17 protein-coding genes are annotated in these 17788 nt (G+C 70.4%); 9 read left to right on the forward strand and 8 right to left on the reverse strand.

The window, feature by feature from the left end:
- Nucleotides 1–2: 2 nt before the first annotated feature.
- Nucleotides 3–1166, reverse strand: coding sequence for a glycosyltransferase family 4 protein (locus AC3IF3_RS04615; RefSeq protein ID WP_489227514.1), 1164 nt, complete (start codon nucleotides 1164–1166; stop codon nucleotides 3–5).
- A 135-nt stretch (nucleotides 1167–1301) separates the two neighbouring features.
- On the opposite strand from AC3IF3_RS04615, the gene AC3IF3_RS04620 reads away from it, so the two are divergent.
- Nucleotides 1302–2522 (forward strand): DNA topoisomerase IB, encoded by a 1221-nt coding sequence (locus AC3IF3_RS04620; RefSeq protein WP_489227516.1) that lies wholly within the window; start codon nucleotides 1302–1304, stop codon nucleotides 2520–2522.
- A 36-nt stretch (nucleotides 2523–2558) separates the two neighbouring features.
- On the opposite strand, the gene AC3IF3_RS04625 is transcribed toward AC3IF3_RS04620, so the two are convergent.
- Nucleotides 2559–3245, reverse strand: coding sequence for a LuxR C-terminal-related transcriptional regulator (locus AC3IF3_RS04625; protein WP_489227518.1), 687 nt, complete (start codon nucleotides 3243–3245; stop codon nucleotides 2559–2561).
- A 212-nt stretch (nucleotides 3246–3457) separates the two neighbouring features.
- Entirely contained in the window at nucleotides 3458–4354 is an 897-nt protein-coding gene (locus AC3IF3_RS04630) for a GGDEF domain-containing response regulator (RefSeq protein WP_489227520.1), read from the reverse strand.
- A 73-nt stretch (nucleotides 4355–4427) separates the two neighbouring features.
- Here AC3IF3_RS04630 and AC3IF3_RS04635 point away from each other — a divergent pair, with 73 nt between their 5' ends.
- Nucleotides 4428–4784 (forward strand): hypothetical protein, encoded by a 357-nt coding sequence (locus tag AC3IF3_RS04635; RefSeq protein WP_489227522.1) that lies wholly within the window; start codon nucleotides 4428–4430, stop codon nucleotides 4782–4784.
- On the opposite strand, the gene AC3IF3_RS04640 is transcribed toward AC3IF3_RS04635, so the two are convergent.
- Both AC3IF3_RS04640 and AC3IF3_RS04645 read right to left on the reverse strand, forming a co-directional pair.
- Nucleotides 4756–5127 carry a hypothetical protein gene (locus AC3IF3_RS04640; RefSeq protein WP_489227524.1) on the reverse strand — a complete coding sequence of 124 codons (372 nt, stop codon included), beginning with the start codon at nucleotides 5125–5127 and terminating at the stop codon, nucleotides 4756–4758. The genes AC3IF3_RS04635 and AC3IF3_RS04640 overlap by 29 nt on opposite strands.
- Nucleotides 5128–5244: 117 nt before the next feature.
- The gene (locus AC3IF3_RS04645) at nucleotides 5245–5478 is read right to left on the reverse strand and encodes a hypothetical protein (RefSeq protein WP_489227526.1); all 234 of its coding nucleotides are present in this window, start codon (nucleotides 5476–5478) and stop codon (nucleotides 5245–5247) included.
- Nucleotides 5479–5715: 237 nt separating this feature from the next.
- On the opposite strand from AC3IF3_RS04645, the gene ruvB reads away from it, so the two are divergent.
- From ruvB to ybgC, 3 genes are all read left to right on the forward strand, one after another.
- Complete coding sequence (ruvB, locus tag AC3IF3_RS04650) at nucleotides 5716–6771, forward strand: Holliday junction branch migration DNA helicase RuvB (RefSeq protein ID WP_243969745.1); 1056 nt, start codon at nucleotides 5716–5718, stop codon at nucleotides 6769–6771.
- A gap of 366 nt (nucleotides 6772–7137) precedes the next feature.
- Nucleotides 7138–7863 (forward strand): DUF4142 domain-containing protein, encoded by a 726-nt coding sequence (locus AC3IF3_RS04655; RefSeq protein ID WP_489227528.1) that lies wholly within the window; start codon nucleotides 7138–7140, stop codon nucleotides 7861–7863.
- A gap of 202 nt (nucleotides 7864–8065) precedes the next feature.
- Nucleotides 8066–8518 carry a tol-pal system-associated acyl-CoA thioesterase gene (ybgC, locus tag AC3IF3_RS04660; RefSeq protein ID WP_489227530.1) on the forward strand — a complete coding sequence of 151 codons (453 nt, stop codon included), beginning with the start codon at nucleotides 8066–8068 and terminating at the stop codon, nucleotides 8516–8518.
- A gap of 3 nt (nucleotides 8519–8521) precedes the next feature.
- On the opposite strand, the gene AC3IF3_RS04665 is transcribed toward ybgC, so the two are convergent.
- On the reverse strand, nucleotides 8522–9310 hold the full coding sequence (locus AC3IF3_RS04665) for an HpcH/HpaI aldolase family protein (RefSeq protein WP_489227532.1): 789 nt from the start codon (nucleotides 9308–9310) through the stop codon (nucleotides 8522–8524).
- A gap of 322 nt (nucleotides 9311–9632) precedes the next feature.
- On the opposite strand from AC3IF3_RS04665, the gene tolQ reads away from it, so the two are divergent.
- From tolQ to tolB, 4 genes are all read left to right on the forward strand, one after another.
- Nucleotides 9633–10349, forward strand: coding sequence for a protein TolQ (tolQ, locus tag AC3IF3_RS04670; RefSeq protein WP_043349106.1), 717 nt, complete (start codon nucleotides 9633–9635; stop codon nucleotides 10347–10349).
- 24 nt (nucleotides 10350–10373) lie between these two features.
- Entirely contained in the window at nucleotides 10374–10820 is a 447-nt protein-coding gene (locus AC3IF3_RS04675; RefSeq protein ID WP_243969739.1) for an ExbD/TolR family protein, read from the forward strand.
- Between the two features lie 9 nt (nucleotides 10821–10829).
- Nucleotides 10830–12185, forward strand: a complete 1356-nt coding sequence (tolA, locus tag AC3IF3_RS04680) for a cell envelope integrity protein TolA (RefSeq protein ID WP_489227534.1) — start codon at nucleotides 10830–10832, stop codon at nucleotides 12183–12185.
- A 65-nt stretch (nucleotides 12186–12250) separates the two neighbouring features.
- Nucleotides 12251–13588, forward strand: a complete 1338-nt coding sequence (gene tolB, locus AC3IF3_RS04685) for a Tol-Pal system beta propeller repeat protein TolB (RefSeq protein ID WP_489227536.1) — start codon at nucleotides 12251–12253, stop codon at nucleotides 13586–13588.
- Between the two features lie 328 nt (nucleotides 13589–13916).
- Here the strand turns inward: tolB and AC3IF3_RS04690 are convergent, their stop codons facing one another.
- Both AC3IF3_RS04690 and AC3IF3_RS04695 read right to left on the reverse strand, forming a co-directional pair.
- Nucleotides 13917–15149: an MFS transporter gene (locus AC3IF3_RS04690; protein WP_243969734.1), complete on the reverse strand. Its 1233-nt coding sequence runs from the start codon at nucleotides 15147–15149 to the stop codon at nucleotides 13917–13919.
- Between the two features lie 80 nt (nucleotides 15150–15229).
- Nucleotides 15230–17779: a sensor histidine kinase gene (locus tag AC3IF3_RS04695; RefSeq protein WP_489227538.1), complete on the reverse strand. Its 2550-nt coding sequence runs from the start codon at nucleotides 17777–17779 to the stop codon at nucleotides 15230–15232.
- Nucleotides 17780–17788: the final 9 nt, after the last annotated feature.

Below are 17788 nucleotides of genomic sequence, written 5' to 3' on the forward strand. Positions count from 1 at the left end.
GGTCAGGCCTCCAGCAGGTCGCGCCAGACGGCGCGGACGCTGTCGGTCACCGCGGCCTCGGTGAAACCCCCGGCCTCGATCCGCGCCCGCGCCGCCGCGCCGAGGGCGGCGACGAGCCCGGGATCACGGCTCAACCGCACCAGGACCTGCGCCAGGGCCGGCGCATCGTCCGGCGGGACGAGCAGGCCCTCGACGCTATCGCGCACGAGGCTGCGGCAGCCCGGAACGTCCGAGGCGACCAGCGCCCGGCCGCAGGCAGCGGCCTCCAGGAGCGTCCGCGGCAGCCCCTCCCCGCCCCGCGACGGCAGGCAGGCGACGTGATGGCCGGCCCAGATGCCGGCCACGTCCTCGGTGGGGCCGTGCCAGGCGACGCCGTCGCGGCTCCACGCCCGCAGCGTCGCCTCGGGGATGGCGCGCCGGTTCGACGGATCCGGCGCGCCGTACAGGGCGAGGTCCACCGATGCGCCCTGCCCCCGGGCGAGACGGACCGCCTCCACGGCGACGTCGATCCCCTTCGACCACAGCATGCGCGAGACGATCGCCACCGTCAGCGGCGGCATGGCCGGCAGCGGCTGCGGGCAATAGGCGTCGGGATCCACACCGGCGCCCCCGATCACGGTGACCGTCTGCTCCAGCGGATCCAGACCGAGGGCCCGGGCATCGTCCGGGTTCTCGAACAGAAAGCGGGTCTGGCGGGAAGCCAGGGGGCCGCGGATCAACGTCCGCAGGGCGAGCCGCGACGCGCGCCCGAGCCGGTCGGTCCGGGCCCCGACGAGGCCCAGGCCGGTCAGCGCGTAGACCCGGGCCGGGATGCCCGCCATCGCGGCCGCCGTGCCGCCGATCAGGATCCCGCGAAGCGCGATGCAATGGACGATGTCGGCGGAGAGCGCCTTGAGGATCGCGGCGAGCTGCCCGGCCGCGTAGCCGGCCGCCATGGGGTTGAGGCTCGCCCGCTCGGCCTCCAGGGGGACGACTCGCGCGCCGGTGGCCTCGATGGCGGCGCGGTGGGCCCGCACCCGCGTGACCACGGTCACCGCCAGCCCCATGGCGATGGCGGCCCGCGCCATCGGCAGGAAGTGCGAGGCGAAGAACCAGTCCTCGGTCACCACGAAGACGAGGCGGCGCATCGGGACGGGGGCGTGGTCGAGGGCGGCGTCGGGCATCATCGCTGCCCTCTAGCACGCCGCGGCGGATCGGCCTGCGACGGATGCGCAGACGCGGAACGGCGGTCGGGCGCCGCCGGTTGATGGTGACCTTCTCGCCGGGCGGGCCGTCCGGCGGCGTATGCGGGGGGACGGACGATGGCGGGTGTCGAGACGGTCGAGGGCGGCGGACCCCTGCGCGCTGCGGCGGAGGAGGCCGGGCTCGTCTACGTCGATGACGGCCGCCCGGGGCTGACGCGCAGGCGCAGCGGCACCGGCTTCCGCTACCTCGACGCGAAGGGCGCCCCCGTGCGTGACCGCGCGATCCTGGCCCGTATCCGATCCCTCGCGATCCCCCCGGCCTACACGGATGTCTGGATCTGCCCCCGCCGGAACGGCCACATCCAGGCGACCGGCCGGGACGCGAAGGGACGCAAGCAGTACCGCTACCATCCGGATTTCCGTGAGGCACGGGAGGCCGACAAGTTCTCCCGGATCATGGCCTTCGCCGACGCCCTGCCGGCCATCCGCCAGCGGGTCGACGCCGACATGAAGCGGCCGGGCCTGCCGCGGGACAGGGTGCTGGCCACGGTGGTCCACCTGCTCGAGACCACGCTGATCCGCGTCGGCAACGACGATTATGCGCGGACCAACAAGAGCTACGGGCTCACCACCCTGCGCGATCCGCATGTCCGCATCGCGGGCTCGGCCGTGTCGTTCCGGTTCAAGGGCAAGAGCGGCAAGACCTGGGACGTGTCCCTCAAGGACCGCCGCGTCGCCCGGATCGTCAAGGCCTGCCAGGACCTGCCCGGGCAGGAGCTGTTCCAGTATCTCGACGCCGACGGCGCGCAGCGCGACGTCACCTCGTCGGACGTCAACGCGTATCTGCGCGAGATCACCGGGCAGGAGTTCACCGCCAAGGATTTCCGGACCTGGGCCGGGACCGTGCTGGCCGCCCTGGCCCTGCGCGCGTTCGAGAGCTTCGACAGCGATGCCGGCGCCAAGCGCAACATCCGGACGGCGATCGAGAGCGTCGCGGGGCGCCTGGGCAACACGCCGACGGTCTGCCGCAAGTGCTACATCCATCCCCAGATCCTCGATTGCTATCTGGAAGGCGGGCTGCTCCTGCACCTGAAGGACGCCGTCGAGTCGGAGCTGAGCGAGGACCTGTCCAGCCTCAGATCCGAGGAGACCGCCGTGCTGGCGCTGCTCCAGGCGCGGCTCGCCGTGAACGCGGACGCCGCGCGGCATGGCAAACGGGTCAAGCCGAACGCCAGGACGGGTCCGCGTACGGGGAAACCGCGGAGCAAGGCCGCGTCGGGCGCAAGGGACGAGCGTCCGTCGCGGGCCGGTGCCGATACGCGGGTCGGTGCCGCCTGAGACGGCCACCGGTCCCGCGCAGGTGCCCGGTCCCGGTCAATGCCGGGACTGGCTGTCGTTGCCCGACGAGCGCCGGTCGGTGGGCCGCCGGACTTGATCGGTGTTGTCCACCACCGGCGCCAGGCCGAGCTGGCGGGCGAGCGACACGAGGTCCTTCAGGCGGCCGGTCTGCGTCTTCCGGCGGAGGTTCAGCCGGTGGGTCTCGACCGTGCGCACGCTGAGCGCCAGACGCCGTGCGACCTCCTTGTTGCTGAAGCCCGAGCTGAGGAAGCGCAGCACCTCCGCCTCCCGGGGCGTCAGGCCGAGACTGTCGACCGGCTCGTTCGCCTCCGCCAGGGGCTGCTCCGGCGGCACGAGGCAATCCGAGCCCTCCGCCAGGGCGAGCAGCGCAGCCGCGAGGTCGCGGGGCGCCTTGGAGCGCGCCACGAAGGCGTCGGCCCCCGCAGCCAGCAGGGCGCGGAGATCGTCGGCGGTCAGCGCGCCGAAGACCACCAGCGTGCGCAGGTGCGGCTGCCGCTCCTTCAGGTCGACGAGGCGGGCGATCCCGTCCGCGAGCCGGATCTCGTCGAGGAAGACGAGCGCGACCGCGGGGCCGGCATCGGCCATCTCCAGATGAGCCTCGCCGATCGTGTGGAATTCCGGCATGTGTTCCAGAGTTGCGCGAACAGTCGCGCTCAGGTCCTGCGGTTCATCCAGAATCAAGACGCCAACGGCGGTACTCATAACCTCGCACCTCGCTCTCCCGGCTCGATACAGACGACCGGGATCGAAGGCGAAGTTCCAAGAACTGTTCCAGTGACAATCCGCGAATATTAAGCTTTATATTGGCCGTTTTCCTGCCATTTCGGGGATATTGGCCGGATCGGTGTCCCGATCCGGGACGCCGGTCCGGCATGCTTAATGTCGGCGTGTCGAATTGGGGCAGCGCGTCCGGATCAATGCGCGACAACCGGAGCGATGGCTCCCGAAGACTGGACGACTCGGTTACGTCCACCAGTCTTGGCGGCATAGAGGGCGACATCCGCGCGCTTGATCAGGCCCTCGACACTGTCGTCCTCGATCCAGGTGCTGACGCCGAAGCTGCAGGTGAGCTGGACAGTATCCTCGCCCGCGGGGATCCGCAGCGCCGCCACGCGCGCGCGGAGGCGCTCGGCGCAGGAGGCAGCCTCCGACAGGCGGCCCTCGGGCAGGATGAGGGCGAATTCCTCGCCGCCGAGCCGGCCGCCGATCCCCTCCCGGGCGATCAGGTCGGCCACGGCCGTGATCGCCGCGTCCCCGACATCGTGCCCATGCGCGTCGTTGATGCGCTTGAAATGGTCGATGTCGGCGAGGATCGCCGAAACGCCGCCGGGCTCGCCGGCGCGGTTGGCCGCCATGCGGGCCCGGTTGAAGAAGGCACGCCGGTTCAAGGCCCCGGTCAGGGGATCCGTCTCGGCGAGACGGATCAGCTCCGCCTGCATGGTGGTCAGGCGCTCGGCCGCGCGCAGCCGCGCATAGAGCTCTTCGGCGCTCGGCGGCTTCTCGATGAAGTCGTCGGCGCCGCTGTCGAGGGCTTCGGCCAGACTGCGGACGTTGCGTGCCGACGACATCGTGATCACGTGCAGCGGCCCGCGCTCCTCCGCGAGCAGGCGCGCGGCCCAGCACAGTTCGAGCCCGGAGAGCGGCCGAACCTCGAGGCTGGTGATCAGGACACGGATCGCAGGTGTCGTCTTCACGAAATCCAGCGCCTCGGTCGAATCCGTGAAGGCGTGAACCGCGTGGCCCCGCGGTTCGAGCAGGGAGGCGATGATCTGGAGAACGACGCGACTCGAATCGACGATGGCGATCTGCATGGCGTGACCTGGACCCGATATCCACGGTCTAACCCGTAAGACTTAACCCACCTACAACGAGCATGAAGCTGCAATGAGCGTGGCAATACCAACACCGGATCGGCGCTATATCATTGTTCGTGGACGTCTTTGGCGCAGCGCCGATCCCAACCTGTCGCCGGAGCGTCGGGCGGCTCTGGTCTCAGACCTGATGGCGGCCCGGCGCGCCGTGCGGGCCGCCAAGCAGGCCGGGCGCAACGGCGAGGCCGGCGCCGCGGACGCACTGAGGGCGGCGCGCGCCTCCGTGGACGCGGCCAAGACCGGATTGGGCGAGCGCGGACCGGTCTGGTGGACCGACGGCGCCCCCGATCTCAACCGCCACCTCGCCCGCAACACGCCCTATGCGGCGTGGTATGCCGCTCTCACCGCCGAGGAACCTGAACCGCGATGACCTGCGCTCCGGCGGTCCGGTCTTCCGCGACGGCGCGGCGGCGGCCCTTCGGCCCGACCCCCTGGATAACCAGGAGCGCCGGCTGCGCCGCGGGGGCCGGTGCGATACCCGAGACCGTGGGGACCCCGTAGGTGCCGTAACTCCAGGGCGCCGGCACGATCTGTGTCGGGCTTGGCACCGGTGTCAGCGGGGCACCGATATAGTCGCCGCGCAGGAATGGCCCGCCGAAGCCGTAGCCGTCCGTGTAGCCGGAGCCGTAGGGAACGGCGCCACCAAACCCCTGCGCCGACGCGGGCGCCGCGAGCACGAGGGCAAGGAGCGGAAGAATTGTCCGGATCGCCATGGGGCCGGTTCCAATGCGTGTTCGGCGCGAGCGTGTCGCGCTGGAGGCTGGGAAACCGACCCAACCCGACCCCGTTCCGACCGGCGAGCCGCGGAGAGTGCTGATGCGTAACGCGCCTCAGCGGCAGGTCGTGATCCGCCGAACCACCCAGCCCTCGCCCTCGATCCAGAGCCGACGGCGCGACCGGCTGCAGCTCGCCTCGTCGTCCCGGTCTGCGCTGGTGGCGGAATGGACCTGCGGGCCGGCATCGGCGACCTTCGTGGCGTCCGGGACGCCCGCGGCCTGCGCCGTGGCGGCCGCGAACAGGAGCGCAACACCGGCCGTGCCGCGTGCGAGATTTCGGATCATCATGGTGGGGGGAAGCGCCCTGCGGCCGTGCTTGGATCGGTGCTGCAGGAATGCGCGGGTCGCGGCTTCGGTTGCATCGCAAGCGGTGGACGGCGTGCAACGCCGCACCATCGTCGGCGGCGCTTAGACTTCCCGGCAATCGCCGTTAAGGAGGGCGAGCCCCGACGCGGCGGCCGCCCAGGGGCCCGCATCGCGTTCCGGCCCTGGGACGGCGGGGTCCGGTCCACGAAGCAAGGATCCATGAGCAAGCCGAAAGCCCCGACCAACGCGCTCCTGACGCCGGAAAAGCGCTCGGAGGACGTCGATCAGACGATCCGTCCGCTGAGCCTGTCCGAGTTCATCGGCCAGCGTGCGGCCCGGGCGAACATGCAGATCTTCATCGAAGCCGCGCGCAAGACCGGCCAGGCCCTCGACCACGTCCTGTTCGTCGGCCCCCCCGGGCTCGGCAAGACGACCCTCGCCCAGATCGTGGCGCGGGAGCTCGGCGTCAATTTCCGCTCGACGTCGGGTCCCGTGATCGCCAAGGCCGGGGATCTCGCCGCGCAACTGACCAATCTTGATGAGCGCGACGTGCTGTTCATCGATGAGATCCATCGGCTCAATCCGGCGGTCGAAGAGATCCTCTATCCGGCGATGGAGGATTACCAGCTCGACCTGATCATCGGCGAAGGGCCGGCGGCGCGCTCGGTCAAGATCGAGCTGCCGAAGTTCACGCTCGTGGGTGCCACCACCCGGGCGGGCCTGTTGACCACGCCGCTACGCGACCGGTTCGGGATCCCGATCCGTCTGGAATTCTACGAGATCGACGAGCTCGAGCAGATCGTCGCCCGCGGGGCGCGGGTTCTGGGCGTCGGCATGTCGGCGGAGGGGGCCAACGAGATCGCCCGACGGGCACGGGGCACGCCGCGGATCGCCGGGCGTCTGCTGCGGCGCGTGCGCGACTTCGCGGTGGTGGCCGAGGCCGAGACGGTGACGCGGGCGATCGCCGACCGGGCGCTCAAGCTCCTCGACATCGACGAGGCGGGGCTGGACGTCATGGACCGCAAGTACCTGAAGCTGATCGCGGGCTCGTTCGGGGGCGGTCCGGTGGGCATCGAGACGATCGGGGCGGCCCTGTCCGAGCCGCGCGACGCCATCGAAGACATCATCGAGCCCTATCTGATCCAACACGGCTTCGTGCAGCGCACGCCCCGGGGTCGCGTGCTCACCCGGCATGCCTACCGCCACATGGGTTTCGCGGAGCCGAAGCGTGATCCACGCGGCCAGCCCATGCTGTTCAGCGACGACGGGGACTGACACCACGTCGGGCAGTCCTATGCAGGAAACTCAAGCCTGCAATTCGGCTCGCTCATACTGCGAGGACAGAAACAGCGCTCGAAGCCGCGGTCCGATGCTCGGGTGCGACATCCACAAGCTGTTGCCATTACAAAAGTTTTCGCGAGCTGTGCGAAGCCTGCGGCCAAGCTTGAGCCAAGTTGTCGGGTCGACGTCCGACAGAAAATCTCGTGCGCGTCATGGAACGGCGTGAACACGTGCCAGTTGTGGAGGCAACCGCGCCAACTCTGCGTGGCGCCGGCGAGACTGTCCGTGCCTGGGCTCTGCCCTTCGGATTGCGACAGATCTCCGAGCCTTCAAAAACAACGTCAGGGATCAACTTCCGCCATGAAAAAGATCACGCTCGCCGTCCTCGGCTTCTCCGCCGCTGCGTTCTCCGCTCCGGCTTTCGCGCAGGACGCGCTTCCGATCCGTGTGCTGCCCTTCGCCAACCAGGACAGCGTCGGCGCAGCCGCCACCGAGACCCCGGCCTTCCGCGCCGAGGCCCTGCGCTCGGACGCCGCCAGCATTGAGGCGAGCCGGATCGCCCTCCAGCGGTCGCGCAACCCGAACGTCCGGAACTACGCGAATCGGGTCCTGGTCGAGCGCAAGGCGACCACCGACGCGCTGCTGCCGCCGAACACCTCCCTGTCGCGCAACGGCACGGTCGTCTCGGACAACCAGGGCATCCAGACTGACCTGAGCAACCCGGTCGGCCTCGTGCTCGCCCCCGTGACCGTGGCGGCCAACCTGGGCACCAGCATCATCGGTGGGGCCCTCGGCGCCGTCGGGATCGTGGATAACAGCCCCGGCGAGCCGGGTCGGCGCGTGGCACTCGGCGAGCGTGGCCAGGCGCGCCTGACGCAGTTGCAGTCGGCCCCGAACGGCCGCGCTTTCGATCGCACCTACATCGATCAGCAGGCCCGCTCCGACGCCCGGACCCTGGCGCTGTACGATTCCTACGCCAAGGCCGGCGATAACGCGCAGGGCCGCCGCTTCGCCACCGAGGCGCTGCCCTACATCGCCGACGAGCACGCCCACTCGGCCAGCCTCGCCGCCCGCATCGGCGGCTGATAGCCCTCCCAGGCTTGGACTATGTCTGCGAAGGCCGCCCTCGGGCGGCCTTCGTCGCATCTGGACACCTGGTCGTGCTGAAATCGATGCTTTGGTCCGGCAGAGGGAACACGCGTCGCGCCGCGGAGGAACCGTGGTACCTCCGGTCCGCTGGGCATGGACCGCGGTTCCGGCACCGAGACCGATGCGCTAAGGGACCGGCATGAGCGCCAGCCTGCCCGACGCCGATGACCCAGAGGACATTGCTCGCCCGCCGCATCGCCTGAGCGTGCGCGTCTACTACGAGGACACCGATTTCTCGGGTTTCGTCTATCACGCGAACTATCTGCGCTTCCTGGAGCGCGGACGCACGGAACTGCTCCGCAACCTCGCCGGCGATCAGTCCGATCTGTACCGCGAGGCGCAGGGTCTCGTCTTCGTCGTGCGGCGGATGAGCCTCGACTTCGTCCGCGCCGCCCGGATGGACGATCTGCTGACGATCCTGACGCGCACGACGGCCCTGCGCGGCGCCTCGATGCTGCTCAACCAGGAAGTCCGCCGGGGCGATGCGCTCTTGGTCGCCGCCGAGGTGACGGTCGCCTGCGTCCGCGACGGCCGCGCCGTTCGCCTGCCGGACGTCCTGCGGCGACGGCTATCCCAGACACCGGCCGGTTGAGCCTCAGCCCGCCCGCGACGGGTCGGCCTGGCGCAGCAGCCGGGCGAACGCATCCGCGATGGTCAGGGCGTCGTACTCGATCGAGACCAGCTGGAAGCCCATCGCCACCATTTCCCGCGCCCGGGCCGCCGACGGCGCGAAGGCGCAGGGCAGTTTGCCCGCCGCCAGGGTCTTGCGCACGATCTCCCCGAGCGCGGCCGTGACCGCCGCGCCGAGCGGGTCGATGGCCGCGCCGTTGGACAGGGCGATCGACAGGTCGGCGGGCCCGACCAGGACGCCATCGATGCCCGGCACCGCCAGGATCGCGTCGAGCGCGGCGATCGACTCCGCCGTCTCGCACATCGCGATGGTCAGCGCCCGGCTGTTGCCGACCGCGAGATACGCAGCCCCGTCCCGGAGACCGGACAGCAGGATCGCCCGGTCCGGGCCCCAGCTGCGCTGACCGACCGGCGGGAACTTGGCGGCTGCTGCGAGCGCCTTAGCCTGCTCCACCGTGTTGATCATCGGCGCGACGATGCCGGCCGCGCCCGCATCCAGCATCCGCGACACCATGGCGACATCGCCGACCGCGACCCGCACCAGGGCGGCCTTGCCGGCCAGGGCCACCTCGGTGATCGCCGCGCAGCTCGATTTGTAGTCGTAGCCACCGTGTTGCTGGTCCAGGAGCACGGCATCGAACCCCGCCCGCGCCAGGGCCCCCGCGATGGCCGGGTCGGCGATGCAGGACCAGCCGAGGAGCCGGGCCGGGCCGGTCGGCAGAAGCTCCTGAAGGCTCGGAACGGGAAGGGTCATACGCTTCCTATACGTCTCTCGTCCGGCCGCGTGGCGATCGCGACTCGGCGCCGTATTCCGGGAGCATAGCGGCCCTGATTTCCAAAGGTCCAGCCTGCGGGACCCGCCCTCGCCCGGCGGACCCCTCAGGATCGCCCGGATCGAAACCGATCCTTAACCCTGCCACGCCCTTAACGGGGTTGCCGCGCCGGCGGGATGCGGGCGTCATCGACGGCCCATACTTTCGACAGATTCGCCAGCGATAGCATTGATATCGCTCACGGATCCGGCGGACGCGGGCTTCAGCCGGCGCAGTGCGGCCCGGAGCAGGAGACCTCGACGGATGAACCCAGCCGACGCGATGCAGGCCGCGCCTGTCGCCGACATGACGCTGCTCGGTCTGTTCCTCCAGGCCCACTTCGTCGTGAAGATCGTGATGATCGGGCTGCTCAGCGCCTCGATCTGGTGCTGGTCGATCATCGTCGACAAGACGCTGCTGTTCCGCCGGACGAAGGCCGAGATGGACGCGTTCGAGGACGCGTTCTGGTCCGGCCGTTCCCTGGAGGAGCTGTTCCGCTCGTTCAACGACCGTCCGGCGACCGGCCTCGCGGCGGTGTTCGTCGCCGCCATGCGGGAATGGAAGCGGAGCTTCGAGGGCTCGGGCCGCCAGATCCAGTCCCTGTCGCAGCGCATCGAGAAGCAGCTCGACGTCACCATCCATCGCGAGGTCGAGCGGCTGGAATCCCGCCTGCTGTTCCTCGCTTCGATCGGCTCGGCCGGCCCCTATATCGGCCTGTTCGGCACGGTCTGGGGCATCATGACCGCGTTCACCTCGATCGCGGCCTCGAAGAACACGTCGCTCGCGGTCGTCGCCCCCGGCATCGCGGAGGCGCTGTTCGCCACCGCCATCGGCCTGTTCGCCGCGATCCCGGCCGTGCTCGCCTACAACAAGCTTCAGGCCGAGGTCACCAAGGCGCAGTCGCGGCTCGAAGGCTTCGCCGACGAGTTCTCCGCCATCCTCTCCCGCCAGATCGACGAGCGCCTTCCACTCGCCGCCTGAGCACGATCCAGAGAGGAGCAATTCATGGGCATGGCAGCGGGTGCATCGCAGGGCGGCAAGCGCCGCCGGCGCCGGAGCCGCCGCGGCGGTCCCATCAACGAGATCAACATGACGCCGTTCATCGACGTCGTGCTGGTGCTCCTGATCATCTTCATGGTTGCGGCGCCGATGATGACCGTGGGCGTCCCCCTGGACCTGCCGCAATCCAAGGCCTCGCCGCTCAATTCCGACGTGAAGCCGATCACCCTGTCGATCCGCCAGACCGGCCAGGTCTTCCTCGGCGAGGACGAGCTCACCGACGACACGATCGTGCCCAAGCTCACCGAAGCCGCCAAGACCGGCACCGAGGAGCGCGTGTTCGTGCGCGGCGACAAGCGGGTCGATTACGGCCGCGTGGCACAGGTGATGGCGATCGTGACCGGAGGCGGCTTCAAGAAGGTCGCCCTCGTCACCGAGCCCGAGCATCAGTAGGGCCGACCCGTGGAGTTCCGCTTCGATCGCAAGGAACCGGGTGTCTGGATCTCCGCCGGCACCCACGTGGCGCTGCTCGCGCTGGCGCTGTTCAGCGTGGCGGCCCCGGCCCTGCCGGAGGCCCAGGAGGGCGTGCCCGTCGAGGTGATCACCGAGAACCAGCTCTCAGAGATCACCAAGGGCGAGCGGCAGGCCGACAAGCCGATGCCGAACGCCACGTCGCGGGCGGACCGCAAGGCCGAGAAGGTCGAGGACCGGGAGCTCGAGAACGCCAAGACCGACGCGCCGACCGCGCCGACCCGCACCGCCGAGATGAAGCTCGCCAACGCGGAGGAGATGCCGCTGCGCGGCGAGCCGGATCCGGAGGAGACGGCCAAGGCCGCAAAGGCGGCGCAGGAGAAACGCGACGCCGAGAAGGCCGCCGCCAAAGCCGCCGAGAAGGCCGCCGAAAAGGCTGCGGAGAAAGCGGCCGCCGAGAAAGCGGCCGCGCAGGCCGCCAAGGCAGAAGCAAAGGCCGAGGCGAAGGCCAAGGCGGAGGCCGCCACGAAGGCGGAGGCCGAGAAGCGCGAGCAGCTGGAGAAGCTGATCGAGAAGCAGGAGGCCGAGGCCGAGGCGGCCGCCCAGAAGGCCGCGGCCGCGAAGGCGAAGGCGGATGCCGCCGCCAAGGCCGAGGCGGCCAAGAAGGTGGCCGAGGCCAAAGCCAAGGCCGAGGCGGAAGCCGAGCGCCAGAAGGAACTCGCCGAGGCGAAGGCCGAGGCCGAGGCCGAGAAGGCGGAAGCTGCCGCGAAGGCCAAGGCGGACGCCGCCAAGGCCGACGCCGCCGCCAAGGCTGAGGCCGCCGCCAAGGCGAAGGCCAAGGCGATGGCGGACGCGAAGGCCAAGGCCGACGGGGAAGCCAAGGCGCGCAAGCAGGCCGAGCTCGCCAACAAGTTCAACGCGGGCGACATCCGCTCCATGCTCGCCTCGAAGGTGCCCTCGCAATCGACCGGTGCCACGGGCCAGGCCGTGCAGAAGGTGGCGGCGCTGGGTGCTGCGACCGGCAACGCCCAGCGCCTGTCGCCGTCGCTGCGGGATGCCCTGGTCGGCCTGCTCCAACAGCAGATCGAGCGCTGCTACGCGGCGCCCCCCGGGGCGACGCAGGGCGTGGTCCTGCCGGTGCTCGATATCCGCCTGAACCCGAACGGCTCACTCAGCACCGAGCCGCGGATCATGCGCGGCGGCGCCAGCGCGGTGGACCAGTCGATCGCGCAAGCCGCGCTCCGGGCGGTCCGCCGCTGCGCGCCCTACAACATACCGGCCACCTACGCGCCGTATTACAACGACTGGAAGGCCATCAACGCGGAGTTCGAGTTCACGGCGACCTGAGGCCCTCCAGCCCTCCCCTGCCCCCAACCGAACCCCGTCTGATCGTCAATCGGATCCGACCCATCATGCCGCACATCTCCTCCGCCGGGCGCCTCCCGACGTCCTTCGCCGCGCGCGTCGTCGCGGTCCTGGCCTTGCTGATGGCCTTCGCGGCCGGGCCGGCCCAAGCGCAGCTGCAGCTGCGCATCGGCGGCGGCAACTTCCAGCCGATGCCCATCGCCGTGGCGGATTTCGGCGGCGATCCGAGCCTCGGCGGCCTCGTCTCCGGCGTGGTGACCAACAACCTGCGCCGCTCGGGGTACTTCACTCCCCTCGACCATGCGCGATTCCCGGAGCAGCCGAATTTCGACGCCGCCCCGAACTTCGAGAAATGGCGGGCCACCGGCGTCCAGGGCCTCGTCACCGGCCGGGTCGCCCGCGACGGCGGCCGGCTGAAGGTCGAGTTCCGCCTCTGGGACGTGACCTCCGGCCAGCAGATGACCGGCCAGCAATACGGCACCGACGCCGCCAACGCCCGGCGCACCGGCCACCTGATCTCGGATGCGGTCTACACCAAGATCACCGGCCTCGGTCCCTGGTTCGACAGCCGCATCGCCTTCGTGGATGAGACCGGCCCGAAGGAGAATCGCCGCAAGCGCCTGATGGTCATGGACCAGGACGGCGCCAACGTCCGGGCGATCACCAGCGGCGAGATGTCGATCGTCGCCCCGCGCTACTCGCCCGCCACGCAGGACATCGCCTTCATGGCCCAGGCCACCGGCCATCAGCCGCGGGTGCAGGTGATCAATCTAGAGACGGGCGCGCGGCAGGCGCTGGGCAACGTCGACTCGATGAGCGCGAGCCCGCGCTTCTCGCCGGACGGGCGCCGGCTGGTGATGAGCGTTCAGCAGGGCGGCAACGCCGACATCGTGACCATGGACATCGCCTCGAAGGCCCAGCATTCGATCACCAGCGGGATGGCGATCGACACCTCGCCGACCTACGCACCGGACGGCACGCAGATCGCGTTCGAGTCGGATCGCGGCGGCTCGCAGCAGGTCTACGTGATGGGAGCGGACGGCTCGAACCCCCACCGGATCACCTTCGGGGCGGGGTCCGCGTCGCAGCCGGCCTGGTCGCCGCGGGGTGACCTGATCGCCTATACCCGCCAGCGCAACGGCGGCTTCGCCATCTGCGTGTCGAAGCCCGACGGCAGCGGCGAACGGGTGCTGACCGAGGGCTTCCACAACGAGGGACCGACCTTCGCGCCGAACGGCCAGTACGTGCTGTTCTTCCGCGATCCCGGCGGCCAGGGCGGCGGCAAGCTGTTCATGGTCGACATCACCGGCCGGGTGGAGCAGCCGGTCCCGACACCGGCCTACGCCTCGGACCCGACCTGGTCGCCGCTGCTGGCGGGGCGCTGAACGGGATCTGCCTCACCAGTCGGGCTCCGGATCATCGTTCGTGCCGCGTCCGGGCTCGGGGGCGCCGAAATTGCAGGGATCTCGCCTGACCTCATTCCTGTCCGCGGCTGCTGCGGGTCATGAAGACCTTCCGGAGAGCCAGCCCGTACAGGAAAATTTCGGGTCAAGCCGTTGTTTGCATTCGCTTTATCCAAGTCTCGCGGATCCGGCGACGCGAAATGGATAACCGAGGGCGGCTGCGGCGCATCGAGCGCGCGACGGAGCGTCACGCGATCGGCCCTTTGAGTCCGGTGAACTAAGCCGCGTCATAAACCGGAGGGCGCGCAAATCACGCCCGCACCATCAACCGGTCGCGGTTCCGCAGGGCCGGGAAGAGCCGCCCCCAGAGCAGTGCGATCCCCACCGTCGCGACGCCGCCCGCGACCACCGCCGGGACCGCCCCGATGGCGGCGGCGAGCAGGCCGGACTCGAACTCGCCGAGTTCGTTCGAGGCGCCGATGAACACGGTGTTTACCGCCGAGACTCGACCGCGCATGGCGTCGGGAGTCTCGCCCTGCACGAAGGTCTGGCGGACATAGACTGAAATCATGTCGGCGGCGCCGGTGACGAACAGGCAGGCCATCGACAGCGGCAGCGAGGTCGAGAGCCCGAACACCACCGTGGCGGCGCCGAACACCGCGGCCGCCCGCAGCATGCGCAGGCCCGCATGCCGCCGGAGGGGCCGGTTCGCCAGCGTGATCGCCATGGCGACGGCCCCGAAGGCCGGCATGCTGCGCAGCGCCCCGAGACCGAGGGGGCCGACATGCAGGATCTCCCCGGCATAGATCGGCAGCAGCGCCGTGGCGCCGCCGAGCAGGACGGTGAACAGGTCGAGGCTGATCGCCCCGAGCACAACCGGCTGCGAGCGGATGTAGCCGATGCCCGCCGAGAGCGCCGCCCAGGTGATCGGCGGCCGCTCGCCCGAGGGTGCTGGCCGGAAGCGGATCAACGCCGTGAGGAGGCTCGCCAGGGCGAAGCTCGCCCCGGCACCGCCGAACACCACGGCCGGCCCTAACGCGTAGAGGAAGCCGCCGAGGGCCGGCCCGATCACGGAGGCGCTCTGCCACAGCGAGGCGTTCCACGCGATGGCCGCGCTGAATTGCGATCCCGGCACCAGGGTCGGCAGAAGCGCCTGGAGGGCCGGGTTGGCGAAGGCCCGGGCTGTGCCGACCAGGATCACCAGGGCGTAGATCGGCCAGACGATGTGCTGGCCCGTCAACGCGTAAGCCAGGAGGCCGAAGCTCGCCGTGCTCTGGAGGGCGAAGGCCGCCGCCGCGACGAGGCGGCGGTCGTAGGCGTCGGCCACGTGGCCGGTGATCAACGCGCAGACCACCGCGGGCAGGAACCCCGCCAGACCGACGAGGCCCAGCGCCAGGGCGGAATGCGTCAGGTCGTAGACGAACCAGCCGATCGCCACCGCCTGCATCTGATACGCGAGGCCCGTCAGGAAGCGGGCCGCCCCAAACAGACGGAAATCGCCGATGCCGAAGACGGCCCAGCCGGAGCGATCAGGTGCGGACATGCCTCCTGCTGCGCGGCGTGCGCCGAAGAATCAAGTCTCACCGCCCCGCGCCACGGCCAGGCCGGGTCGTTTCGGGCCGCTCAGTGCAGCGCGAGGCCGGGCTTGCGCACCGGGGCGGCCGCAGGTCCCGGCGGTCGGGCATCCGGCAGGGGCGTGCGCTGGAATCGATTGGCCGAATCGAGGGGGAACGTGCAGGTGACGCAGGTGCCGGCCCCCGGCGCCGTCTCCAGATGAACCCGGCCGCCGTGGAGCTCCACGAAGGAGCGCACGATCGACAGGCCGAGGCCGACCCCCCGGTGGCGCGTGCCGAGGGTGTGGCTCTCGAAGCGGTGGAAGACCGAATCGGCGATCTCAGGCGGCATGCCGCGACCGTGATCGCGCACGCTGAGAAGGAGTTCCTGGGCGTCCCGGCGGGCGTGGACCTCGACGCGCTGGCCGGCATCCGAGAAGCCGACGGCGTTCGAGAGCAGGTTGAACAGGATCTGGCGGACCCGTTTCCCGTCCGCATGCACGCTGCCGATATCCTCCGGGACGTCGAGCACGAGGGTGATGGACGATTCGGCGAGCCGGTCCTCGATGCCGCGCACCGCCGCCTCGACGGTGGCCTGGATGTCGACCTCCTCCCGCTGCAGCTCCAGAGAACCGGCATCGATCGAGGCGAGGTCGAGGATGTCGTTGATGATGACGAGGAGCGCCGCCGAGGACCGCATGATGTGGTCGGAATATTCGCGCTGCCGCTCGTTGAGGGCTCCGACCGTCTCGTCGCCCAGGAGCTGGGTGAATCCGATGATGTTCGTGAGCGGCGAGCGCAGCTCGTAGGAGACGTGGTGGACGAAGGTGTCGCGCAGTTGCGCCGCCTTCTCCAGGGCGTCGTTCTTCTCCGTCAGCGCCCGCTCGACATTCACGCTGGCGGTGATGTCGATGAGGGTGAGGAGCGTCGCGCCCTCCGGCAGCGGTTGTGCGACGCAGTCGAGGACCGTTCCATCCACCACGTGGAGCCGGCACGCGTGGGCGGTACGCGATTCGAGGCCGACCACCGCGTCGCGGATGTCGAGCCACGGCTCCTCCGCGGGCGCGTGCTCGCGGCAGGCCGCGATGACGGCGTCCACATGGGGACGCTCCTCCACCATGGCGGGGTCGAGGTGCCACACGGTGTGGAAGGCGCGGTTGGCCAGGGTCAGCCGCCCGTCCGCCCCGAACACCGCGACCGGCTCGGCGAGGGTATCGAGCGTCTCGGCCTGCAGGCGCCGGAGGGCGTTGTAGCGGGATTCCGCGTTCAGGTGGTCCGAGACGTCGTCGAACAGGTAGGTCAGGCCGCCCTGGGGATTCGGATCGGCGACGACGCGGAGCGTGCGGCCGTCGGGGAGGTACCACCACGTCTGGTTCGCCTCCGCGGCCCGGTAGGCGGCGAGCACGCCCTGCTTCCAACCACGGAAATCGGCGTGCTCCTCCAGCTTCCGCTCGGCGCGGAGGTGATCGAGGATCTCGCCGTCCGACGGGCGCCCGTCGAGGAAGGCCGGATCGAGGCCCCAGAGCTGGCGGTAGGCGGCGTTGTGGAAGATCAGGCGCTGGGAGACGTCGAACATCGCCACCGCCGTCGGCAGCTGGTCGAGGGTGCGGACATTGGCGTTCATCTGCCGCTGCAGGTCGGCGCGGACGCTCTCCAGCTCGGATACGTCGATGGCGATGCCGACGCGGCCATTGTCGAGGCTCGTCTCGAATACGTCGAGCATGCGCCGGCCGCCGGCCACGATCGCCGAGAGCCGCGGCACCCCCCGGGTCAGGCCGGCGGACCGGGCGGCCTCCTCGCGGACGATGGTTTCCCGGGCCGACCGGTCGAACAGCTCCAGGCCGGCATCGAGGGCGGCCTCGCGGCTCTCCGCCTCGACGGCGGTCACGTAGGCGGCGTTGACCCAGCTCAGCGTCCCCTCGCGGGTCCGCCGCCAGACCGGCTGCGGGATCGCGTCGAGCAGGCCGGACAGCGCCGAGAGACCACGGCGCGTCTCCTCCAGCGTGGCGCGCAGGTCGGCGATCTCGCTCCGCTCCTGGCTGGTCTCACGCAGGCGCAGGAGCGCCCGGCCGGCCACCGCCTGCCCGTGCGCCTCGATGCTCCGGCCCGTCTGGGTCCGGAGGCTCAGGCTGAAGCCCGTGCCCCGCGCCCGCAGGGTCTCCACCGCGGCCTCGACCGCATTGGCATCGGCGGCGACGAGCCAGGTGCCGAAGGCCAGCACCCGGCGGGCATAGCCCGAGGTCGGTCGCTCCCCATGGATCGCGAGGCTGATGTCGCCCTCCACCACCGGCTCGCTGCGCCGGTCCCAGGTGACGATGATCTGGCGCTCGGCGTTCAGCAGCATCTCGGCGCGGTCATGGGCGCCGCGCAGGACATCGAGGGTCGCGGCCAGCTCGCGCTCGCGGCGGGTCCAGCGGCCGCGCTCGAACAGGTGAAGCAGCGAGAGGATCACCGCGAAGGCGACGAGGCCGCCAAAGATCGCCAGGGCGGCCACGCTGTGGATCTCGCGGGTCGCATGCGCCGCCGGCGCGTCGGGGAGTTCGGCCAGGGCCGCACTCGCCAGGGTCAGGGCGAGCACACCCACGCAGATTCGAACGCGGGTCGCACGACCGACACCCATGGCTTGCCC

This window comes from Methylobacterium sp. J-118, assembly GCF_057836565.1.

Excerpts from the sequence above, each read along its gene's own strand:
- AC3IF3_RS04690 (WP_243969734.1), bottom strand. The coding sequence starts at position 15,149 with ATGTCCGCACCTGATCGCTCCGGCTGGGCCGTCTTCGGCATCGGCGAT.
- AC3IF3_RS04635 (WP_489227522.1), top strand. The coding sequence starts at position 4,428 with ATGAGCGTGGCAATACCAACACCGGATCGGCGCTATATCATTGTTCGT.
- AC3IF3_RS04665 (WP_489227532.1), bottom strand. The coding sequence starts at position 9,310 with ATGACCCTTCCCGTTCCGAGCCTTCAGGAGCTTCTGCCGACCGGCCCG.
- AC3IF3_RS04630 (WP_489227520.1), bottom strand. The coding sequence starts at position 4,354 with ATGCAGATCGCCATCGTCGATTCGAGTCGCGTCGTTCTCCAGATCATC.
- AC3IF3_RS04625 (WP_489227518.1), bottom strand. The coding sequence starts at position 3,245 with ATGAGTACCGCCGTTGGCGTCTTGATTCTGGATGAACCGCAGGACCTG.
- ruvB (WP_243969745.1), top strand. The coding sequence starts at position 5,716 with ATGAGCAAGCCGAAAGCCCCGACCAACGCGCTCCTGACGCCGGAAAAG.
- AC3IF3_RS04645 (WP_489227526.1), bottom strand. The coding sequence starts at position 5,478 with ATGATGATCCGAAATCTCGCACGCGGCACGGCCGGTGTTGCGCTCCTG.
- AC3IF3_RS04640 (WP_489227524.1), bottom strand. The coding sequence starts at position 5,127 with ATGGCGATCCGGACAATTCTTCCGCTCCTTGCCCTCGTGCTCGCGGCG.
- tolB (WP_489227536.1), top strand. The coding sequence starts at position 12,251 with ATGCCGCACATCTCCTCCGCCGGGCGCCTCCCGACGTCCTTCGCCGCG.
- AC3IF3_RS04675 (WP_243969739.1), top strand. The coding sequence starts at position 10,374 with ATGGGCATGGCAGCGGGTGCATCGCAGGGCGGCAAGCGCCGCCGGCGC.
- AC3IF3_RS04655 (WP_489227528.1), top strand. The coding sequence starts at position 7,138 with ATGAAAAAGATCACGCTCGCCGTCCTCGGCTTCTCCGCCGCTGCGTTC.
- ybgC (WP_489227530.1), top strand. The coding sequence starts at position 8,066 with ATGAGCGCCAGCCTGCCCGACGCCGATGACCCAGAGGACATTGCTCGC.
- AC3IF3_RS04620 (WP_489227516.1), top strand. The coding sequence starts at position 1,302 with ATGGCGGGTGTCGAGACGGTCGAGGGCGGCGGACCCCTGCGCGCTGCG.
- AC3IF3_RS04615 (WP_489227514.1), bottom strand. The coding sequence starts at position 1,166 with ATGATGCCCGACGCCGCCCTCGACCACGCCCCCGTCCCGATGCGCCGC.
- tolQ (WP_043349106.1), top strand. The coding sequence starts at position 9,633 with ATGAACCCAGCCGACGCGATGCAGGCCGCGCCTGTCGCCGACATGACG.
- AC3IF3_RS04695 (WP_489227538.1), bottom strand. The coding sequence starts at position 17,779 with ATGGGTGTCGGTCGTGCGACCCGCGTTCGAATCTGCGTGGGTGTGCTC.